The sequence below is a fragment of the Lelliottia sp. RD5 genome (assembly GCF_056032945.1).
This window is the reverse complement of sequence record NZ_JBVYHQ010000003.1, coordinates 327,228-346,498: the sequence shown is the minus strand read 5'-3', so window position 1 is coordinate 346,498 and position 19,271 is coordinate 327,228. Positions and strand designations below refer to the sequence as shown.

Genomic DNA, 19,271 nt, shown 5'->3' with positions numbered 1-19,271 from the left:
ACGCGCGGACACAGGCTGGCAAAGGCATCATAGCGGTGCCGGGCGCATGTCGCCAGCGAAGAATCGTGAACAGATGCTGCATTGCTGGCATTTACGCCAGCAATGCATACAGGTTAGAACAGGCGATAGCCGTAACCCCACAGGATCACCGTCAGCGCCAGCAAGGCCTCTAGCACCAGCACCCCGATAGCCAGCGTCGATCCCGAGAAACTTAACCCTTCCTCTTTATTAATATTCAGGAAGGTCGGGATACCGACAAACAGCAGATAACCGGTGTAAAACAGCGCAAGAGTGCCGACAAGCGCGCACAGCCAGACCAGCGGATACAGCGCCACGATGCCGCTCATAAACAGAGGGGTTGCCACGTAACCTGCGAAAACCATACACAGCGTCAATGATGGGCGCTGCGGATAGTTACGCGCCATCCAGTAAATGACGCGCCCCATGATCGCCACACCTGCGAGCATGATGCCGTAGAAGATCACCGCAAGTGCCAGGCCGGTCACCCACGACAGTTTTACGATGTTGCCATCGCCAAAATTCCAGCCGATTTGCGTGGTACCAATAAAAGCGCATATCACCGGGACTGCCGCCATGAGCAGGACATGGTGCGTGTAATGGTGCGCGACCGTTTCGTTCTCACTTCTGATAACGTGCATTTCACGATTGGGATGGGAAAAAAGGCCCCAGACATGGTTCATACAGCCCCCTCATTGTCAGCCCGCAAGCGTTACTGTCAGTATAATGCAGGGTTTCGATTATTTTATGTACAGCCTAAAAAAAGGCCACGGAGACGAAACGGCGTTGGTTGCGACACCATTGATTGACAGGGTGTATGATTAAAGCGGGTTCACTGAGGGAGACTATGCTTACCTTATGGATATCAATAATCTAATTGAACAGTACGGATATGTTGCCCTGGTGATTGGTAGCGTGGCAGAGGGCGAAACCATTACCCTGCTAGGCGGCGTGGCTGCCCATCAGGGATTGCTGCGCTTCCCGCTGGTGGTTGCCGCTGTCGCGCTAGGCGGCATGATTGGCGATCAGTTGCTTTATCTGCTGGGATTACGCTTCGGCCCTGCGCTTTTAAAACGTTTTAAGAAACATCAAAAGAAGATTAATCGCGCGCAGCGCCTGATACAGCGTCACCCTTATTTGTTCGTTATCGGAACGCGGTTTATGTACGGGTTTCGCATCATCGGTCCGTTGCTGATTGGTGCCAGTCGACTGTCGCCGAAAATCTTCCTGCCGCTCAATATCATCGGCGCCATCGCCTGGGCGTTGATTTTCACCTCGCTGGGATACGTTGGCGGCGAAGTGATTGGCCCATGGCTGCACGATCTCGATCAGCATTTGAAACACTGGATTTGGGTGATAGTGATTGCCGTGGCGGTCATTGCGGTGCGGCTGTGGCTGAAATACCGGGACAAAAAGCGAGAGTAAATCAGCAGGGTGACGTCATCCCCTCTCCCGATGAGAGAGGGGGAGAGATTACTCTGCCGGTTTAAATTGCGGGTTTGCGATCATGAATCCCCCATCGACAATAAAAGATTGTCCGGTGGTGTAGCTGGCGTCAGTGTCGCAGAGCCAGGCCACCAGGCTGGCGATCTCTTTGGTGTGCCCCGGGCGTCCGAGCGGGATTTCTGGCATTGACCCCTCTTCGATTTCGCTTTCATCCATGTCGTTCATCGGCGTGGCTATCGCCCCAGGCGCGACGGCGTTGACCAGAATGTTATGCTGCACCAGTTCCATTGCCATCGATTTGGTTAATCCGCCCAGCGCGTGTTTAGCCGCCGTGTAGGCGCTCGCATCAGGGAGCGGCGTGTGTTCATGCACGGACGTAATGTTGACGATCCGCCCACCCCGCCCCTGCTTCACCATCTGCCTCGCGGCAATTTGCGAGCACAAAAATGCCCCATCCACATCGACGGTGAATATCGCCCGCCAGTCGTCAAATGCCATATCCAGAAACGGCGCTTTGGTCATTGCCCCGGCGTTGTTTACCAGCACATCCAGGCGACCAAACCGGGCGATGAGTGATTCGATCGCCTTCGCGCCCTGCGGAAGGTCGCTTAGATCCAGTTGGATAGCTTCGGCGCGCTGACCCCGCGCCTTAATTTCACGGCAGGTTTTCAGCGCCCCGTCTTCATCGGAATGCCAGGTCACACCAATGTCAAAGCCACGTTCAGCCAACATCAACGCCGTGGTTTTGCCTATCCCTGAATCTGATGCGGTTACAATTGCGACGCGATTTGCTGCTGCCATACTCACCTCCGGTGAAATCACAAAGAGTTAAGTATAGATAATGCTCACTGATTAACTCTGGTGATAACCGCCGCCCAGTGCCGCCGTCAGTTGAAGCGTCGCATCAACATATTGCCCCTTCAGCGCCAGACCGGCGATGCGCTCCTGCAACGCCGGGATTTTCGCTTCGCTGACGCGCGACCCGGCAATGATCCCGACGTTAAAACGGGCCTGCGCGAGCGCAACCACGCGCGCGGCATCGGCTTCGACATGTTGCTGTTGCTGATTTTTGTGCATCAGTGTTTCAACTTCACTGGCGGCATGTTCAACCTGATTTACCGCGTCAATCACGGCTTTATTGTAATTTGCCACGCTCAGATTACTTTGCGCCTGGACGATATCCAGACTGGCGTTGAGCCTGCCGCTGTCGAAAATCGGCAGCGTCAGCCCGGCCGTGACGCCCATTTGCTGTGCTGATGAACGGAACAAATCGCTTAAGTGCAGCGCGTCCTGTTGCAGGAAGGCCATCAGATTTATATCTGGGTAATAGGCCGCCTTTGCGGCATCAACTTCACTCAGCGACGATTCGATATACCAGCGCGCCTCCTGAAGATCGGGACGGCGGGCCAGCAGTTCATAGCCCAGCGTCGCGGGCAGAGAAGCCTCCACCGTCGGCAGTGCGTGTGGTTTTAATACGATTGCTGAAGAGTGGGTGAGAGCCCGCAGGCGGGCTTCAATGGTTTTCATTTTGCCGTTCACGTCCGCCAGGCGTTCATCCGTTTTACTGGCGTTAATATCTGTCTCCACCCCTTCCACGGACGACGTGATGCCATTCTGATACAGCTCGCGATCGGCACCAATGATATTGCCTTGCTCTTTTTTGATCGCCGCCAGTACCTGTTCCATCGCGTTCTGCGTCTGCCACTCCCAGTAAAGGCGGGCAACGCTGCTCGCGAGCAATTGCCGGGTTTGTTCCATCTCGGCTTTCTGCGCATTCACTTTGCCAATGCGAGCCTCAACCCGATCGCGATTTTTCCCCCACAGGTCCAAATCCCATCCGGCGGTTAAGCCAAGCGTACCGTTGGTGTACCACGGGCCCGTCGTGCCTGCGGCCGGGTCAGTGGTGGCAAAGGGCCCCATTAATCCTTCTGCCGACATTTTTTGCCGCTCGGCATTCGCAGAGAAATCAAGCTGAGGACCCTCCGCCGCTGCGGCCAGCTTTGCCTGTGCCTCCGCCAGCGCAATGCGTTGACGCGCAATCTGCATATCCGGTGCATCGGCCTGAGCCTGAGCGATCAGCGAATCCAGTTGTGGGTCGTTGTACGCTTTCCACCACGAGTTTTGTGGCCACGAGTTTTGCGCCAGCTGAGTGTTGATTTTTGTTGCCGGAATAAACTGCGCCAGCGATGCCGACGTGTCGTGATGCGGAGCACACGCGACAATCATGAAAGCGAGAGGCAAGCTTAAAGAGAAAATAATTGAACGTTTCATTACGCCATTCACATAAAAAGAAAGGCGCAAATTACGCTGGATGCTTTACTTTTTTTTAGTAACCCGTGGCAACCCGCAATTTGTCATACATTCACATAACCAGAAAAATATACACCCGCTAAATTGATGAAAACTCATTATTTATGGCAGTTATAAGTCTACTTTTCTTTCGGGCTGCTACACTTTATTCACTTAAGCTCATTTGGCGAGGGAGAAGGGAATGAAGATTTTACTGTGGGTAATTCTGATTATTTTCTTGATTGGTTTACTGGTCGTGACGGGCGTCTTTAAGATGATTTTCTGATGATTTTGCCCGTCAGGTATTGCGCCTGACGGGCACGTCCTACGTTCACTCCGCTTTCAGCGATGCCCCGTTGGTTGCAATCACTTCTTGATACCAGTAGAAACTTTTCTTACGGCTGCGCGCCAGCGTACCGTTGCCGCTATCATCGCGATCGACATAGATAAAACCATAACGTTTAGAAAGCTCAGCTTTCGATGCGCTCACCAGATCGATCGGTCCCCAGCTGGTGTAGCCCATCACTTCCACGCCGTCGTCGATCGCCTCGCGCACCTGCACCAGATGGTCGTTGAGATAGCGAATGCGATAGTCGTCCTGCACCACGCCATTAGCGTCTGGCTTATCCTTCGCACCCAAACCGTTCTCAACGATAAACAGCGGTTTCTGATAACGATCCCACAGCACATTCAGCAGCGTACGCAGGCCAATGGGGTCAATTTGCCAGCCCCATTCGGAACTCGCCAGATGCGGGTTCGGCACCATGCTCAGAATATTGCCTCGCGCCTGCTGGTTGAGCTCCTCGTCGGTGGTCACGCAGCCGGTCATATAGTAGCTGAAAGAGATAAAATCGACGGTGGCTTTCAGCGCTTCGCGATCGGCATCGGTGATTTCAAGCGTAATTCCGTTATCGCGGAAGAATCGCAGCATATAGCCCGGATACGCCCCACGACACTGTACGTCGCCGAAGAACTGCCACGCGCGGTTTTCCTGTAAGGCTTCCAGCACGTCTTCTGGCTTACAGGTCAGAGGATAAACCAGGCCGCCGAGCAGCATGTTGCCAATTTTGGCATCCGGGATAATTTCATGGCAGGCCTTCACCGCCAGCGCACTCGCCACCAGCTGATGGTGAATCGCTTGATAAACGTCCGCTTTGCTGCTGTCTTCCGGCAGGCCGACGCCGGTCATCGGCGCATGCAGGGACATATTGATTTCATTGAAGGTGAGCCACAGCTTTACTTTCTGTTTATACCGCGCAAAGACGGTACGCGCGTAGCGCTCAAAGAAGTCGATCGTCTGACGATTGCCCCAGCCGCCGTACTGCTTCACAAGCCCCCACGGCATTTCATAATGCGACAGCGTAACCAGCGGCGTGATGTTGTGTACCGCGAGTTCGTCAAACAGCTTGTCGTAAAATGCCAGCCCAGCCTCGTTCGGCTGCTGCTCGTCACCGTTCGGGAAGATACGTGTCCAGGCGATCGATACGCGCAGGCAGCTAAAGCCCATTTCGGCAAACAGTTTGATATCGTCCGGGTAGCGATGATAAAAATCAATTGCGACATCTTTAATGCCGCTGTCGCCCTCAACGCGCTCGACCACCTTGCCAAATACACCTTGCGGCTGTACGTCAGAGGTCGACAGGCCTTTACCATCCTCCAGATAAGCGCCTTCTACCTGGTTTGCGGCAACCGCGCCGCCCCACAAAAAGGTTTTCGGGAAAGTTTTCATCACGTTCTCCTGTTATTAATGGCTTACGTTTAATAGCGGTGTTCCGGCACTGACAGACGTTGCCGCCACAATCACCACATCACGGTAATCGTCACTGTTACTGATAATAATGGGGGTCGCCAGATCGTATCCTGCATCGATAATGGCCTGACGATCGAACTCCAGCAGCAGATCGCCGGGCTGAACCTTGTCTCCCACCTTGACATGCGCAGTGAAGGGCTTGCCGTCGAGCTTCACGGTGTCGATACCGACATGGATCAGCACCTCAATACCGCTCTCACTCAGAAGGCCGATGGCATGTTTGGTCTGGAATAACGACGCCACTTCACCCGCAAAGGGAGCAATGACTCTGTTGTCGGAAGGAATAATCGCGACACCTTGCCCCAGTAAGCCGCTGGCAAAGGTGGCGTCGGGCACCTGATCAAGCGCCAACACGGTTCCGCTCATTGGAGCCAAAACGTCGTCCTCGCATGCTGTTATAACCTGCTCATCCTGCGCTGCACTTTTAGGTAACCCAGCGATCAGCGTCATGACGCAGCTCAAGACCAGCGCCACAAGCGTGCCGATAATGCCGCCCCAAAGCGTGGAATTCACGCCGCCCGGCGGGATCATCTGCGCCACGGTAAAGATATTGGCAAAGCCAAAGGAGTAAACGTGCGTATCGCTAAAGCCTACAATCGCGCCCCCCACCGCGCCCGCCACGCAACCGAAGATAAACGGGCGTCGCAGCGGCAGGTTAACGCCATACACAGCCGGTTCGGTGATGCCGAAAATCCCTGCGGTAACGGAGGAACCCGCTATCATCTTCTGGCGCGCGTCCCGGGTAAGCAGGAATATACCCAGTGCGGCCCCCACCTGCCCCATCACCGCAGGCAGCAGCATTGGCAGCATTGAGTCGTGGCCAAGTACAGCCAGGTTATTGATCATCAATGGCACCAGCCCCCAGTGCAGCCCAAAGATCACGCAGACCTGCCACAGTGCCCCCATTGCCGCCCCAGCCAGCCACGGTGCCAGAACATAAATCCACTGATAGCCGTTCGCCAGTAGCTGGCTCAGCCAGGTAGCGACGGGACCAATAATCAAGAACGTCAGCGGTACGGTCACGACTAAACAGATGAGCGGCGCGAAGAAGTTTTTCATCGACGACGGTAATAATTTGCTGCTCTGCTTTTCCAGCCAGCAACTCACCCACGCAGCAAGAATGATTGGAATGACTGAGGAGCTGTAGTTAAACCAGGTCACGGGAATACCCATGAACGCCTCTGACACCGCCCCCACCTGTTGGCTGGCTTCAAACGCCTGAATCATCATCGGATGCGTGAGCGCCCCGCCGATGACCATGGTGATAAACGGATTGCCGCCAAACTTTTTACCGGCGGTGTAGCCCAGCACCAGCGGGAAGAAGAAGAACAGCGCATCGCTTGCCGCGAACCAAATTTTGTACGTTCCGCTGTCGGTCGAGAGCCAACCGCAGACTACCGCCAGTGCCAGCAGCCCTTTCAGAATACCGGAGGCCGCCAGTATGCCGATAAATGGGGTGAAAATGCCTGACACGATGTCAATCAGGCGTCCCAGCAGATTGCCTTTATCACCCTGTTCATCAGCCGCCACGGGGGTTTCGTCCGTCAAGCCTGCTTCTGCCCGCACCGCCTGCCAGGCGTCGTGAACGTGATTTCCGATGACCACCTGAAACTGTCCGCCGCTTTCGACAACCATAATTACGCCCGGATTTTTCTTGAGCCCTTGCGCATCTGCTTTTTGATTCTCTTTTAATTTGAAACGAAGCCGGGTGGCGCAATGAACCAGACTGACGATATTCTCTTTCCCCCCAACATGGGCAAGAATATCCTTCGCCAAAGCTTGGTATTCCATTTCGATTTCCTTACATCTGATGCCCACAGGCACCGGTTGACTGAGTATAAAAATAAAAAAACCCGAGAACGTCTTCCTTTCAGAAGCCGCGCTCAGGTTTTGCCTGCGGTATGCAGTAACAATCCAGTTTTGGGGCTTAACGCCCTTCTTTTCTCACCCGTTCAATATGAATGGCGAGGAACATAATTTCTTCGGTCGTCAGCTCTCGCTGATAGCTATTCTGCAAATGCTGCCCAATCTTTTCCGCACACTTCCACGCTTTAGCGTAGTTATCCTTCACCGCTGTATGCAGCGACACATCGTCGTCCTGCACCACGGTACGGGTCAGCATTCGTTGGGCAAAGAACTTCAAATGCGTCACAAAACGTTGATAGCTTAGTGACTCTTCGTCGTACTCCAGCTGCAGCTGATATTTCACCAGCTGTAAGATTTCCTGCATCACGCGGGTCACGTGCATCACTTCTGGCATTTCGCTGTTGAGTTGTGCAGTCACCAGATGCAGGGCGATAAAACCGGCTTCATCTTCGGCAAGCTCAACCCCCAACCGTTTGGCAATAATTGCGCGAGCCTCCTGGCCCAGAGCGAATTCCTTCGGATACAGACGTCGAATTTCCCATAACAATACGTTCTTGATAGCGACCCCTTTCTTTTGCCGCTCGATGGCAAAGTTACAGTGGTCCGTTAACGTGATGTAGACGCTGTCCTGCAATTTTCCGAGTCTCTGCGCCGCCAGCCCAATAATGCGATCGCAGGTGGTCATCACTTCAAGGGGAATTTGACTGAGTAATTCCCCAAGCCGTCCGACCAGTTCATCGCTTTGCAGCGCGAACACTTTCTCTATTTTATCTGTGTCCAGATCTTCACCGATGCGTTTCTGAAAGGCCAGCCCACGGCCCATCACGACCTGCTCACGCCCGTGCTCATCCAGAACAACCACCACATTATTATTAAGAATTTTGGCGATTTTCATTGGAACCCCAGAAACAAAAAAACCTGACCTCCGACAAATGCCAGAAAATCAGGTTTTGCCTGCCGTAGCAGTAACAATCCAGTTTTGTCACTCTATCACTTTCATTCATGGCCTCAATGCGTCACGAGTAAAAATGTGATTTAGATCGTGATTAGTATCGCCGGAAAGACGGGGTTATCCGTTTTATTTGGACTGGATGACGCGAGCAATATCCGCTGACGTTTGCAGCGTGCGGATTTCGTGAAATAACCCCAGCGCCTCATCGTATTCTTTGCGTAAATAACTCAACCACTGTTTGATACGAGCAACGTGATATAACCCGGTGTCGCCCTGCTTTTCGAGTCGAGTATATTTTTGCAACAGCGTCACCACATCAGGCCAGGCCATGCGCGGTTCGTTATATTTAATCACCCGGCTCAGATTTGGAATATTGAGGGCACCGCGACCGATCATCACCGAGTCACAGCCCGTTTCCTGTAGACAGGCTTGCGCACTTGCGTAATCCCATATTTCACCATTGGCGATAACAGGAATATTCAGCCGTTGGCGAATGTCGCGAATCGCCTGCCAGTTAATGCGCTCCGCTTTGTAACCGTCTTCTTTGGTACGCCCGTGAACGACCAGTTCGCTCGCGCCCGCCTGCTGAACAGCATCCGCAATCTCAAACTGGCGATCGCCACTGTCCCAGCCCAAACGCACTTTTACCGTGACGGGCAGATGAGAAGGCACGGCTTCACGCATCGCTTTCGCGCCGCGATAAATCAGCTCAGGATCTTTGAGCAGCGTTGCGCCGCCCCCGCTCCCGTTAACCATTTTCGACGGGCAGCCGCAGTTGAGATCAACGCCATAAGAGCCCAGTTCCACGGCCCGCGCAGCGTTTTCCGCCAGCCACTCGGGGTATTGGCCCAGAAGCTGAATGCGAACCAGCGTGCCTGACGTCGTCCGACTCTGACGATGCAATTCCGGGCAGAGGCGATAAAACGACTTTGCAGGCAACAGCATATCCACCACACGCAAAAACTCGGTGACGCAGAGATCGTAATCATTAACCTCGGTCAGCAGCTCGCGCACCAGTGAGTCGAGCACACCTTCCATCGGCGCCAGTAATACACGCATTCTCAATACCTGTGAAAAAAGACGCGCTATGGTAGCCGCTCTCCTGGCGCGTGGAAAGGGCTGTTTAACGCGCGTCCCGAGGCGATATCACGTCAACACAAAACCGATGACCACCATGATGACAAGCGCCAGCGAAATGATCGCCGGTCCCGTCATAAACGCGTGCACGGTCAGTTGTTCTTCTTTCTTAATGGAAGCAAATCGCGCAAGGGCGCTTTTCTCATCTGAAGCAATGATTTCTTCGAACTGCTTTTCGTAGCCCTGCTCTTTGAGCGCAGACGCGGCGTCAATATCTGCAGCTGGCCGTGCGTGAACCGCACTGCCCTTTTTGAAAATGAAATATTCTGGCATGAGGATCTCCTGCCTGTGCGAGAGATTTATCATATCATTACCGCCGAAAAACTGCCCGGTACTACACTGTTTTATATCACCTTTACCCTTAATCCTGGGGAAATGCCCGACGTTCCAAAAAGGAATGTCTGGTATGCTCAAATTTCATGATGTGATCCGTAGCACGTTTCCAGGTTTAATTGTATGATGAATGCGTTTCATCAAGGACTTTCACCATGATCAAATTTCTCAATGCTGTCTGGCAATATCTGCGCGCGTTTATCCTTATTTACGCTTGCCTCTATGCAGGCATTTTCGTCGCGTCTCTACTGCCTATCACCATTCCGGGCAGCATAATCGGCATGCTGATTATGTTTTTGCTACTGGCGCTACAAATTTTGCCGCCAAAGTGGGTCAACCCTGGATGCTTCGTGCTGATTCGTTATATGGCGCTGCTGTTCGTGCCGATCGGCGTGGGGGTGATGCAATATTACGATGTGCTGAAAGCCCAGTTTGGTCCGATTGTTGTCTCATGCGCCATCAGCACGCTGGTGGTGTTCCTTGTGGTGAGCTGGAGTTCGCATCTGGTGCATGGCGAACGTAAAGTGGTAGGGCAAAAAGGAAACCAAAAATGATGGCCAATATCTGGTGGTCACTGCCGTTAACGCTGGTGGTTTTCTTCGCTGCACGGAAACTGGCTGCCCGTTTTAAAATGCCGCTGCTCAATCCGCTGCTGGTAGCCATGGTGGTGATTATTCCCTTCCTGCTGATCGCCCACATTCCTTACGAGCGCTACTTTGCGGGCAGCAAAATTTTGAACGATCTGTTGCAGCCTGCGGTCGTTGCCCTGGCGTTTCCACTCTACGAGCAGCTTCACCAGATCCGGGCTCGCTGGAAATCCATCATCACGATCTGCCTGATTGGCAGCGTCGTCGCGATGGTGACAGGGACATCTGTTGCCCTGCTGATGGGCGCTTCGCCGCAAATCGCCGCCTCAATATTACCGAAATCCGTGACCACACCGATTGCGATGGCCGTGGGTGGCAGCATTGGTGGCATTCCCGCGATTAGCGCGATGTGTGTGATTTTTGTCGGTATTTTGGGTGCCGTATTCGGTCACTCGCTGCTGAATGTGATGCGCATTCGAACCAAAGCGGCACGTGGGCTGGCAATGGGAACCGCATCGCATGCGCTCGGCACTGCGCGTTGCGCGGAACTGGATTATCAGGAAGGCGCGTTTAGCTCGTTGGCCCTGGTGATCTGTGGGATCATGACGTCGCTCATTGCGCCGTTCTTATTCCCGATCATTCTGGCTGTGGTGGGCTAAAATTTGCGATGCGTCGCGCAATTTTCATTTTGATTTCATAAGTTGCATACATAATGAGAACTGGATCACATATAAAGCGGTAGTGGCTCCGTAAACTACCGATCCATTAACCTTTATGAGGCATTGCCATGCACCCACGTTTTCAATCTGCTTTCGCCCAGCTCGCCGAGAATTTGCAATCAGCCCTGGCTCCGGTTCTGGCGGATGAGCACTTCCCCGCCTTGCTGACGGCTGAGCAGGTCACGATGCTTAAACAGGCTACGGGACTCGACGAAGACGCGCTGGCTTTCGCACTGCTCCCGCTGGCCGCTGCCTGCGCAAGAGCCGACCTTTCCCACTTCAACGTTGGTGCCATCGCGCGCGGCGTGAGTGGCACATGGTATTTCGGCGGGAACATGGAGTTCCTGGGTGCGACGATGCAACAAACTGTCCACGCAGAGCAGAGCGCGATCAGTCACGCCTGGCTGCGCGGGGAACATGCCCTGAAAGCCATCACCGTTAACTACACCCCTTGCGGTCACTGTCGCCAGTTTATGAATGAGCTGAACAGCGGTCTGGAACTGCGCATCAACCTGCCGGGTCGTGAGCCACATACGCTCGGAGATTACCTGCCGGATGCTTTTGGTCCGAAAGACCTCGACATCAAAACGCTGCTGATGGATGAACAGAACCACGGCTATGCGTTAACGGGCGATGACCTGGCGCAGTCTGCCATTGCCGCCGCCAACAAAAGTCACGCGCCGTACAGCCAGTCACCGAGTGGTGTTGCGCTGGAGTGCCGTGATGGTCGTATTTTCTCTGGCAGTTATGCCGAGAACGCCGCATTCAACCCAACCCTGCCACCACTGCAAGGTGCCCTGAATTTGCTGAGCCTGAACGGCTATGATTACCCGGAAATTCAGCGCGCGATCCTCGCCGAAAAAGCCGACGCGCCGCTGATTCAGTGGGATGCCACCGCGGCCACCCTGAAAGCACTGGGCTGTTCTCATATCGACCGCACGCTCTTGGCGTAATCTTTCTTTGCGGGCAGAAATGCCCGCAAAACTGATGAAATTCCCCTCAATCAAATCGCAGTTTCTTGCGCTTCCCAGGCGGGTAAAGTAGCCTGAGTGAAATTTCACCCACGGACGAGTCATCTTCATGTTAAAGCGTGTGTTTTACAGCCTGTCTGTCCTGGTCGGCATACTGCTGTTGGCTGCGCTCGGCCTCGACCGCTGGATGAGCTGGAAAACCGCCCCCTATATTTTTGACGATTTACAGGATCTGCCTTATCGACAGGTTGGCGTGGTGCTGGGGACGGCAAAATATTATCGTACGGGCGTTATCAATCAATATTACCGCTACCGCATTCAGGGCGCGTTAAATGCCTACAACAGCGGCAAAGTGAATTACCTGCTGTTAAGCGGCGATAATGCGCAGCAAAGCTATAACGAGCCGATGACCATGCGCAAAGATTTGATTGCCGCAGGTGTCGATCCCGCGGATATCGTTCTGGATTACGCCGGTTTCCGTACGCTGGATTCTATTGTGCGTACCCGCAAAGTATTTGATACCAACGATTTCATTATCATCACGCAGCGTTTCCACTGCGAGCGCGCGCTCTTTATTGCGCTCCATATGGGCATTCAGGCCCAGTGCTACGCCGTACCGTCGCCAAAAGATATGCTCAGCGTCCGCGTTCGTGAGTTTGGCGCTCGCTTTGGCGCGCTCGCCGACCTGTATCTCTTCAAACGTGAACCACGCTTTTTAGGTCCGCTGGTTCCTATTCCGGAGCTGCACGAAGTGCCCGAAGGTGCGCAGGATTATCCGGCAGTCACACCCGAGCAACTTCTGGATCTACAGATAAAAGACAAAAAATAAGAAAACAAAAAAGCCCGCATCTCAGCGGGCTTTTTTTGGCTACGACTATTACTTTTTACGTGCGTATTTCAGTGAATCCAGGGCGACGGCGAAGATGATGATCGCGCCCTTGATGATGTACTGCCAGTAAGGGTTCACGCCGATATACGTCAGGCCGTAGTTGATTACGGTGAAGATGATAACACCGGTGACCACGCCCACTACCGTACCCACACCGCCGCTGAACGATACGCCACCTACGACGCAGGCTGCGATGGCATCCAGCTCGTACATGAAGCCGAGGTTGTTCGTTGCAGAGCCGATACGGCCCGCTTCAAGCAAACCACCGAATGCGTAGAACACACCGGACAATGCGTAAATCATCAGCAGGTTCAGCGCAACGTTAACGCCAGACACTTTCGCGGCTTCAGGGTTACCGCCGATAGCGAAAATGTTTTTACCGAAGCGCGTTTTGTTCCACAGCACCCAGACGAACGCGACTGCAATCAGCGCATAGAAGGTGATGTACGACAGACGGAAACTGCCCAGCGCCACAAAGCCTTGAGCGAAGGTGGAGAAGCCACTGTCGAAACCGGAAATCGGTGATGCGCCCACGAAGTCGTAATACAGGGAGTTGATCCCGTAAACGATAATCATCGTGCCCAACGTTGTAATAAACGGCGTTACGTTCAGATACGCGATGATGATACCGTTAATCAGACCGATAATGGCACCGATAACGCACACGATCAGCACCACCAGAATGATAGGCATGGTAGCCATTTCCGGGAACACTTTGTTTGCATTATCAATGGACTGCAATAATGTTGCCGCGATAACAGCCGCTAAGCCTACCTGACGTCCTGCTGACAGGTCGGTACCCTGAGTGACAATAAGACCCGCCACACCCAATGCGATAATAATACGCACTGAGGACTGGGTCAGAATGTTACTCAAGTTTAATAAACTTAAGAACGTAGGGTCCTGGAAAATAATAATGGCCAGTAATACTAAAAGTACGACGTAAATTCCGCCTTCTTTCAGATAAGTGAGAAAACTTTTTTTATTTAACGCACTCATGAGGAGCCCCTGATCTTAAAGGTGCAAAGACGCAAGACGGAGAATTTCGTTTTGCGTTGTCGTTTTGGTGTCAACAATTCCGGCAACGAGACCATTGCTCATAACCAGAATACGATCTGTGATCCCTAACAATTCCGGCATTTCGGAAGATATAATAATGATCCCTTTATTCTTTTTGGCCAGCTCAGCAATCAGCTGATAAATTTCAAATTTGGCTCCTACGTCAATACCGCGCGTCGGTTCATCCAGCATTAAAATTTCTGGTTGGGTTAATAACCAGCGACCGATAATGACTTTCTGTTGGTTACCGCCGGAAAGCGAACCAATTTGCGTCTGATGTCCTGGGGTCTTCACACGCATTGAATCGATAACCCATTGGGTATCGCTTTTCATGCGGGAAGTATCCAGCAGGCCGACTTTATTCTTATAGTTACGAATATTCGAAATTAACGAGTTAAAGTTAATATCGAGATACGCGTAAATACCCGTCGAGCGACGCTCTTCAGTCACCAGTGCAAAACCATGATTAATGGCTTCGTTGGCATTATGGTTATTAATTTTTTTACCGTGCAGCGTGATGGTGCCATCGGCTTTCTCACGGATACCAAACAGGGTTTCCACAATATCAGTACGCTTTGCACCGACCAGCCCGGCAATACCCAGAATTTCGCCTTTGTGCAGATCGAAAGAGACATCGCGGATGGAAGGCTGACGCAGCGACGTGAGGTTGCGCACCTCAAGAATCACTTCGCCTGGCGTGTTCTGTTTGTCCGGGAAGCGCTGGTTCAAAGAGCGCCCAACCATCATGGCGATGATTTTGTCCATGTCCAGCCCTTCGAGAGGCTGGGTGGCGATCCATTGACCATCACGCAGAATAGTGATTTCATCGCAAAGCTGGAAAATCTCTTCCATTTTATGCGAGATATACACAATACCGCAGCCGCGATCTTTCAATTTACGGATAATAGTGAAAAGGTGATTCACCTCTTTTTCCGTTAATGAAGATGTTGGCTCATCCATGATGACAATTTTCGCATCATAGGAGAACGCTTTTGCAATTTCGATCATCTGCATCTGCGAAACGGATAATGTCCCTACGCGTGCGCGCGGGTCAATCTCAATATCCAGTTCATCGAAAATAGCTTTTGTATCACGGTACATTTTGTCCTGATCGACAAATACGCCTTTGGTCGGATAACGACCCAACCACATATTGTCCATAACAGAACGTTGAAGCACCAGGTTTAACTCCTGGTGAACCATCGAAATACCATTTTCCAGCGCTTCTTTGGCTGAATGGAAGTCGATCTCTTTCCCCTGAAAAAGGATGCTACCAGAATCTTTTTGATAGATTCCAAAAAGGCATTTTAATAATGTTGATTTACCTGCACCGTTCTCTCCCATCAACGCGTGAATAGAGTGAGGACGCACTTTTAAATTAACATTATCGAGAGCCTTAACGCCCGGGAATGACTTGTTAATACCGCTCATTTCTAACAAGAATTCGCGTGACGACTGAGTAGTTGTGCTGACCATAATTATACCTTGACGGCCTCGCATATCGCGTTATAAAAGGGCGCAACGAATTGCGCCCTGTGAGAACATGCAAACAATAACTTATTTACCGACAAACTCAGCCAGGTTCGACTGATCTACGCCCACGTATGGGATACGTACAATTTTGTTCTCGATTTTCCAGGTAGTGCCATCTGCAGCACCTTTGCCCGCGGCCAGGTTTTTCGCCAGGTCGAAGGTGGCTTTCGCCTGGTTGTTAGCGTCGTTCAGAACGGTACCGGCCATTGCGCCCGATTTCACCAGCGCCAGCGCTTCTGGCAATGCATCCACACCGAAGACTGGAATAGATGATTTGTTGTGTGCTTTCAGCGCTTCAACCGCACCCATTGCCATCGCATCGTTGTTCGCGATAACCACTTCGATTTTGTTAGCATTCGGACCAGACAGCCATGCGTCCATCTTGTCTTTTGCCATCGCGGTATCCCACATCGCGGTATCAAGCGCCAGCTGCTGCGTTTTCAGCCCTTTGTCGTTCAGCTCTTTGATAACGTAAGTGGTACGCGCTTCAGCATCCGGGTGACCCGGCTCGCCTTTCAGCAGAACAAACTGAATCTGACCATCTTTATTCAGATCCCAGTTCGGGTTTGCTGCCCAATGTTTAGCGATCAGATCGCCCTGAATAATACCGGACTCTTTGGAGTCAGTACCCACGTAGAAGGCTTTGTCGTAGCTGTCCAGCGCTTTGCGGGAAGGCTCTTTGTTAAAGAAGACGATTGGCACATTCTGCCCGCGCGCTTTCTCGATAACCGTTCCTGCCGCAGCCGGGTCAACCAGGTTGATTGCCAGGGCTTTAACGCCTTTTGCCAGCAGAACGTCGATCTGGTCGTTCTGTTTGGACTGGTCGTTCTGGGAGTCGTTCATCAGCAGCTGGACGTCTGGCGCTGCTTTAGCATCTTTTTCAATTGCTTTACGCACAACAGACATGAAGTTGTCGTCGTATTTATAGATTGTCACGCCAATACGGGTATCCGCAGCGTGCGCTGCTGCGCCAAAAAGCATGCTTGCCATAACGGCAGACAGAGTCAAAACCTTCTTATTCATGGTATCTCCGGTTTTTTTTATGCAGGGTAATTCTTCTTGTGAATAACGATCGGCAGGCGGGTGTTAATAAAACGTTACTGACCGCCGAAGTTCACTTATAAAATTTCTCTCTTCCGTGTTCGGTAACGCTCCAGAAATGCGCTTTATGGTTGTTTGCGGCACTTTGGCTATAGTAAAAGTGATTAATCACCGTTACATAGCGTTTCAGTTCCTAAAACGCTGACATCATAGTCAGCGCCTTGTTAAGATACTGTGAATTTACTCACAGATTGAAAACGGTTACATCACTCATCGTTATCAGTTAGTGATCGGAGCCACAATTTGCCGAATAGCAACAGAATGACGACGCACTAAAGTTGGCATGAAACAGTGTGTTGCGCTCGAATCAAGCTCCCCTGCGGCGCCCTGTAACGCCAACTCAGTGGCAAGACGCGCCATTGACGCAATAGGGTAACGCACCGTGGTTAACTGAGGGTCTGTGTAGCGCGCAATCGGGATATCATCGAAACCAATCAATGACAAATGCTGTGGCACCGCAATTCCATTGTCTTTAAGCGCGGTAAGCGCCCCGGCGGCCATGCTGTCGTTGTAGGCAAATACCGCCGTGAGCTGCAAATTGCGTCCGAGCAGTTCAACCATGGCGGCCTCCCCACCCTGCATATCCGGTGCACCGGTACCTATCCAGCTATCGACAGGCATAATCCCCGCTTCTTTCATCGCGTTCTGCCAGCCCTCACGCCGCATGTCGTCATCTTCAATGTGATGGCTTGAGGCCAGATAACCGATGCGCTGGTGGCCGTTATTGATCAGCATTCGCGTGGCCATCATGGCGCCGCTGACGTTATCCAGCGCCACGCAGCGATGGGCGTAGCCTGGCACAACGCGGTTAATCAGAACCATCCCATCGATGTGATCCATGAAACCTGCCAACTCCTCATCGCTCAACGCTTTTGAGTGAACAATCAGTGCGTTACATCGCTGACGTATCAGCACTTCAATGGCATGACGCTCTTTTTCAGCTTCATGATAGCTGTTGCCGATCAGCACGTATTTATTGTGCTGCTGGGCAACAACGTCCACGGCTTTCACCAGCGCGCCAAAGAATGCATCTGACACGTCCATCACCACAACGCCGATGGTGTCACTCACCTGAGTGGCGAGCGCCTGAGCGTTAGCATTTGGGCGATAGCCCAGCTGCGTGACCGCTTTCATCACGCTTTCACGCGTTTCAGGACTCACCAGCGCACTGTTGTTCAGGACGCGAGAAACGGTAGCAACAGAAACACCCGCGATGCGGGCCACGTCACGAATGGTGATCATATTCACCACACTTTGTAGGATTGCAGCAACTCACAGACACCCCCTGTGTTTAGCAAGGAGGCTATTTTGGCAGCGACGGAGAAGGGACTACGTGAAGAAGCTCACACAGATGAAAACGGTTACATCCGTTTTGTTAATGATTGTGATCCAGATCGTTATCTGGATGTATTATTCAATGAAACACCCGAAGCAAGTGCGGTTAATTGACGCCAAACCCATTCCACCGGGCCCTGACGGAAATAGCGCAACCAGATAACGGAAAAGAGCATGTTGACCATCCAAACGGGGATCACAAATGCCATGAGCTGGAACCTGTCGAATTTCATAAACAGGCCTAATCGATAGAAAAGCGTCGTGCAGATTACGGTTTGTAGCAGGTAATTACTGAGAGCCATGCGTCCAACGCACGCGACGGCAGCGGCTAATCTGAAACGTGCAATTTGCGGCCAGAACCCGAAAATAAGCGACGCATAGCCGATGGTCTGGAACGGCGCGCTTAGCTCTCGCGGAGCCTGCAACAGAAAAGCACACCAGCGATAGTCCCAGTCCAGGATCCATTGCGCACTCACCGCAGGCAGGTTGATCGCCATGCCCAGCAGAACCAGTCCGGCTCCCGTGAGGCGATAATGCCTGAGGCTAAACGCCCCTTTCAGCCAGCCGGTGCGCATCAGCGCGGCACCGATCAGCATCATCCCCGCCAGCTGCCAGCCGTATTGCGCCCCTAATGCGAGCAGATTGTCTCCGAGCATATCCGCCCGATTGCTGATCGCTTCGACGCCGCCTTTCAGCTTCCAGTATTGCTCATACTGGAGCGATGCCGCGCCAGGGATCCACGAACGATTGGTGGTGCCGCCCGAAATCATACCCAGCAGCAGCAGGACCCCAATGCCAATGGCATAGAGCATCACGCCAGTGTTAAACAGGCTTTTAGCATCCTGCGCGTCGCGGATCATGCGCCAGCAAATCAGCCCGACTAAACCATAGGCCAGAAGAATGTCGCCATCCCACAAAAACAGACCGTGAATAAACCCGAAGATGACCAGCAACGTGAGGCGGGACTGAATCCAGCGCTTGCCGCGCTTGAGCAAAATCTGGAGACCCGCACCAAAAAGTAATGCAAAGAGCGTGAGGAATTTGACCTGCGCAAACAGATCTAAAATCGCCCAGGTCCAGGCGTCGCGGCGGGTGATTTCGCCATACCAGGCAGGATTGAGATAAGCCGCCTTTGGCAGACCAAAGGCGCTAATGTTGAGCAGCAGGATACCGAGGATGGCAACGCCACGTACAAAATCCAGCGTGACATTACGCTCCATTTATCC

General features: G+C 52.5%; 19 protein-coding genes. 6 read left to right on the top strand and 13 right to left on the bottom strand.

The features are described 5' to 3' along the window. Window positions 1–113: 113 nt before the first annotated feature. Window positions 114–701, bottom strand: coding sequence for a Yip1 family protein (locus tag AC0LWE_RS12580; protein ID WP_059179244.1), 588 nt, complete (start codon window positions 699–701; stop codon window positions 114–116). 175 nt (window positions 702–876) lie between these two features. Between AC0LWE_RS12580 and AC0LWE_RS12575 the strand changes: the two genes are divergently transcribed. After that, window positions 877–1,443, top strand: a complete 567-nt coding sequence (locus AC0LWE_RS12575) for a DedA family protein (protein WP_059179245.1) — start codon at window positions 877–879, stop codon at window positions 1,441–1,443. 48 nt (window positions 1,444–1,491) lie between these two features. On the opposite strand, the gene AC0LWE_RS12570 is transcribed toward AC0LWE_RS12575, so the two are convergent. Together AC0LWE_RS12570 and mdtQ are read right to left on the bottom strand one after the other, a co-directional pair. Beyond that, the gene (locus tag AC0LWE_RS12570; RefSeq protein ID WP_219347556.1) at window positions 1,492–2,265 is read right to left on the bottom strand and encodes an SDR family oxidoreductase; all 774 of its coding nucleotides are present in this window, start codon (window positions 2,263–2,265) and stop codon (window positions 1,492–1,494) included. 51 nt (window positions 2,266–2,316) lie between these two features. After that, a complete protein-coding gene (gene mdtQ / locus AC0LWE_RS12565; protein WP_219347555.1) occupies window positions 2,317–3,735 on the bottom strand; it encodes a multidrug resistance outer membrane protein MdtQ in 1,419 nt (472 codons plus the stop codon). A 220-nt stretch (window positions 3,736–3,955) separates the two neighbouring features. Between mdtQ and yohP the strand changes: the two genes are divergently transcribed. Continuing rightward, window positions 3,956–4,039 (top strand): small membrane protein YohP, encoded by an 84-nt coding sequence (gene yohP, locus AC0LWE_RS12560; RefSeq protein ID WP_015572324.1) that lies wholly within the window; start codon window positions 3,956–3,958, stop codon window positions 4,037–4,039. Between the two features lie 45 nt (window positions 4,040–4,084). Here the strand turns inward: yohP and AC0LWE_RS12555 are convergent, their stop codons facing one another. From AC0LWE_RS12555 to AC0LWE_RS12535, 5 genes are all read right to left on the bottom strand, one after another. Continuing rightward, the gene (locus AC0LWE_RS12555; protein WP_202667488.1) at window positions 4,085–5,482 is read right to left on the bottom strand and encodes a glycoside hydrolase family 1 protein; all 1,398 of its coding nucleotides are present in this window, start codon (window positions 5,480–5,482) and stop codon (window positions 4,085–4,087) included. 15 nt (window positions 5,483–5,497) lie between these two features. Beyond that, the gene (gene bglF / locus AC0LWE_RS12550) at window positions 5,498–7,354 is read right to left on the bottom strand and encodes a PTS beta-glucoside transporter subunit IIABC (protein WP_219347554.1); all 1,857 of its coding nucleotides are present in this window, start codon (window positions 7,352–7,354) and stop codon (window positions 5,498–5,500) included. A 136-nt stretch (window positions 7,355–7,490) separates the two neighbouring features. Then, window positions 7,491–8,324: a transcriptional antiterminator BglG gene (gene bglG, locus AC0LWE_RS12545; RefSeq protein WP_059179250.1), complete on the bottom strand. Its 834-nt coding sequence runs from the start codon at window positions 8,322–8,324 to the stop codon at window positions 7,491–7,493. Between the two features lie 183 nt (window positions 8,325–8,507). Then, a complete protein-coding gene (gene dusC / locus AC0LWE_RS12540; RefSeq protein ID WP_219347553.1) occupies window positions 8,508–9,440 on the bottom strand; it encodes a tRNA dihydrouridine(16) synthase DusC in 933 nt (310 codons plus the stop codon). An 87-nt stretch (window positions 9,441–9,527) separates the two neighbouring features. Next, window positions 9,528–9,791: a hypothetical protein gene (locus AC0LWE_RS12535; RefSeq protein WP_059179252.1), complete on the bottom strand. Its 264-nt coding sequence runs from the start codon at window positions 9,789–9,791 to the stop codon at window positions 9,528–9,530. 215 nt (window positions 9,792–10,006) lie between these two features. Between AC0LWE_RS12535 and AC0LWE_RS12530 the strand changes: the two genes are divergently transcribed. From AC0LWE_RS12530 to sanA, 4 genes are all read left to right on the top strand, one after another. Continuing rightward, complete coding sequence (locus tag AC0LWE_RS12530) at window positions 10,007–10,405, top strand: CidA/LrgA family protein (protein ID WP_059179253.1); 399 nt, start codon at window positions 10,007–10,009, stop codon at window positions 10,403–10,405. Beyond that, a complete protein-coding gene (locus AC0LWE_RS12525; protein ID WP_059179254.1) occupies window positions 10,402–11,097 on the top strand; it encodes a CidB/LrgB family autolysis modulator in 696 nt (231 codons plus the stop codon). Before AC0LWE_RS12530 ends, AC0LWE_RS12525 begins: the two co-directional genes overlap by 4 nt. 128 nt (window positions 11,098–11,225) lie before the next feature. After that, a complete protein-coding gene (cdd, locus tag AC0LWE_RS12520) occupies window positions 11,226–12,110 on the top strand; it encodes a cytidine deaminase (RefSeq protein ID WP_219347552.1) in 885 nt (294 codons plus the stop codon). A 127-nt stretch (window positions 12,111–12,237) separates the two neighbouring features. Then, window positions 12,238–12,957, top strand: coding sequence for an outer membrane permeability protein SanA (sanA, locus tag AC0LWE_RS12515; protein ID WP_015959745.1), 720 nt, complete (start codon window positions 12,238–12,240; stop codon window positions 12,955–12,957). 48 nt (window positions 12,958–13,005) lie between these two features. On the opposite strand, the gene mglC is transcribed toward sanA, so the two are convergent. The 5 genes from mglC to yeiB form a co-directional block, all read right to left on the bottom strand. After that, a complete protein-coding gene (gene mglC, locus AC0LWE_RS12510; protein ID WP_015959746.1) occupies window positions 13,006–14,016 on the bottom strand; it encodes a galactose/methyl galactoside ABC transporter permease MglC in 1,011 nt (336 codons plus the stop codon). A 15-nt stretch (window positions 14,017–14,031) separates the two neighbouring features. Then, entirely contained in the window at window positions 14,032–15,552 is a 1,521-nt protein-coding gene (gene mglA / locus AC0LWE_RS12505; RefSeq protein WP_059179256.1) for a galactose/methyl galactoside ABC transporter ATP-binding protein MglA, read from the bottom strand. A gap of 81 nt (window positions 15,553–15,633) precedes the next feature. Then, a complete protein-coding gene (gene mglB, locus AC0LWE_RS12500; protein ID WP_059179257.1) occupies window positions 15,634–16,632 on the bottom strand; it encodes a galactose/glucose ABC transporter substrate-binding protein MglB in 999 nt (332 codons plus the stop codon). 297 nt (window positions 16,633–16,929) lie between these two features. After that, window positions 16,930–17,952 (bottom strand): HTH-type transcriptional regulator GalS, encoded by a 1,023-nt coding sequence (galS, locus tag AC0LWE_RS12495; protein WP_219347551.1) that lies wholly within the window; start codon window positions 17,950–17,952, stop codon window positions 16,930–16,932. 155 nt (window positions 17,953–18,107) lie between these two features. Further along, window positions 18,108–19,265, bottom strand: a complete 1,158-nt coding sequence (gene yeiB / locus AC0LWE_RS12490) for a DUF418 domain-containing protein YeiB (RefSeq protein ID WP_219347550.1) — start codon at window positions 19,263–19,265, stop codon at window positions 18,108–18,110. Between the last annotated feature and the right edge of the window lie 6 nt (window positions 19,266–19,271).

What these genes read in the sequence shown, in the direction of transcription:
- mdtQ (WP_219347555.1), bottom strand. Translation starts at nt 3,735, where the DNA reads ATGAAACGTTCAATTATTTTCTCTTTAAGCTTGCCTCTCGCTTTCATG.
- bglF (WP_219347554.1), bottom strand. Translation starts at nt 7,354, where the DNA reads ATGGAATACCAAGCTTTGGCGAAGGATATTCTTGCCCATGTTGGGGGG.
- cdd (WP_219347552.1), top strand. Translation starts at nt 11,226, where the DNA reads ATGCACCCACGTTTTCAATCTGCTTTCGCCCAGCTCGCCGAGAATTTG.
- AC0LWE_RS12535 (WP_059179252.1), bottom strand. Translation starts at nt 9,791, where the DNA reads ATGCCAGAATATTTCATTTTCAAAAAGGGCAGTGCGGTTCACGCACGG.
- AC0LWE_RS12525 (WP_059179254.1), top strand. Translation starts at nt 10,402, where the DNA reads ATGATGGCCAATATCTGGTGGTCACTGCCGTTAACGCTGGTGGTTTTC.
- AC0LWE_RS12570 (WP_219347556.1), bottom strand. Translation starts at nt 2,265, where the DNA reads ATGGCAGCAGCAAATCGCGTCGCAATTGTAACCGCATCAGATTCAGGG.
- AC0LWE_RS12580 (WP_059179244.1), bottom strand. Translation starts at nt 701, where the DNA reads ATGAACCATGTCTGGGGCCTTTTTTCCCATCCCAATCGTGAAATGCAC.
- sanA (WP_015959745.1), top strand. Translation starts at nt 12,238, where the DNA reads ATGTTAAAGCGTGTGTTTTACAGCCTGTCTGTCCTGGTCGGCATACTG.
- AC0LWE_RS12530 (WP_059179253.1), top strand. Translation starts at nt 10,007, where the DNA reads ATGATCAAATTTCTCAATGCTGTCTGGCAATATCTGCGCGCGTTTATC.
- mglC (WP_015959746.1), bottom strand. Translation starts at nt 14,016, where the DNA reads ATGAGTGCGTTAAATAAAAAAAGTTTTCTCACTTATCTGAAAGAAGGC.
- galS (WP_219347551.1), bottom strand. Translation starts at nt 17,952, where the DNA reads ATGATCACCATTCGTGACGTGGCCCGCATCGCGGGTGTTTCTGTTGCT.
- mglB (WP_059179257.1), bottom strand. Translation starts at nt 16,632, where the DNA reads ATGAATAAGAAGGTTTTGACTCTGTCTGCCGTTATGGCAAGCATGCTT.
- dusC (WP_219347553.1), bottom strand. Translation starts at nt 9,440, where the DNA reads ATGCGTGTATTACTGGCGCCGATGGAAGGTGTGCTCGACTCACTGGTG.
- yeiB (WP_219347550.1), bottom strand. Translation starts at nt 19,265, where the DNA reads ATGGAGCGTAATGTCACGCTGGATTTTGTACGTGGCGTTGCCATCCTC.
- yohP (WP_015572324.1), top strand. Translation starts at nt 3,956, where the DNA reads ATGAAGATTTTACTGTGGGTAATTCTGATTATTTTCTTGATTGGTTTA.
- bglG (WP_059179250.1), bottom strand. Translation starts at nt 8,324, where the DNA reads ATGAAAATCGCCAAAATTCTTAATAATAATGTGGTGGTTGTTCTGGAT.
- AC0LWE_RS12555 (WP_202667488.1), bottom strand. Translation starts at nt 5,482, where the DNA reads ATGAAAACTTTCCCGAAAACCTTTTTGTGGGGCGGCGCGGTTGCCGCA.
- mglA (WP_059179256.1), bottom strand. Translation starts at nt 15,552, where the DNA reads ATGGTCAGCACAACTACTCAGTCGTCACGCGAATTCTTGTTAGAAATG.
- AC0LWE_RS12575 (WP_059179245.1), top strand. Translation starts at nt 877, where the DNA reads ATGGATATCAATAATCTAATTGAACAGTACGGATATGTTGCCCTGGTG.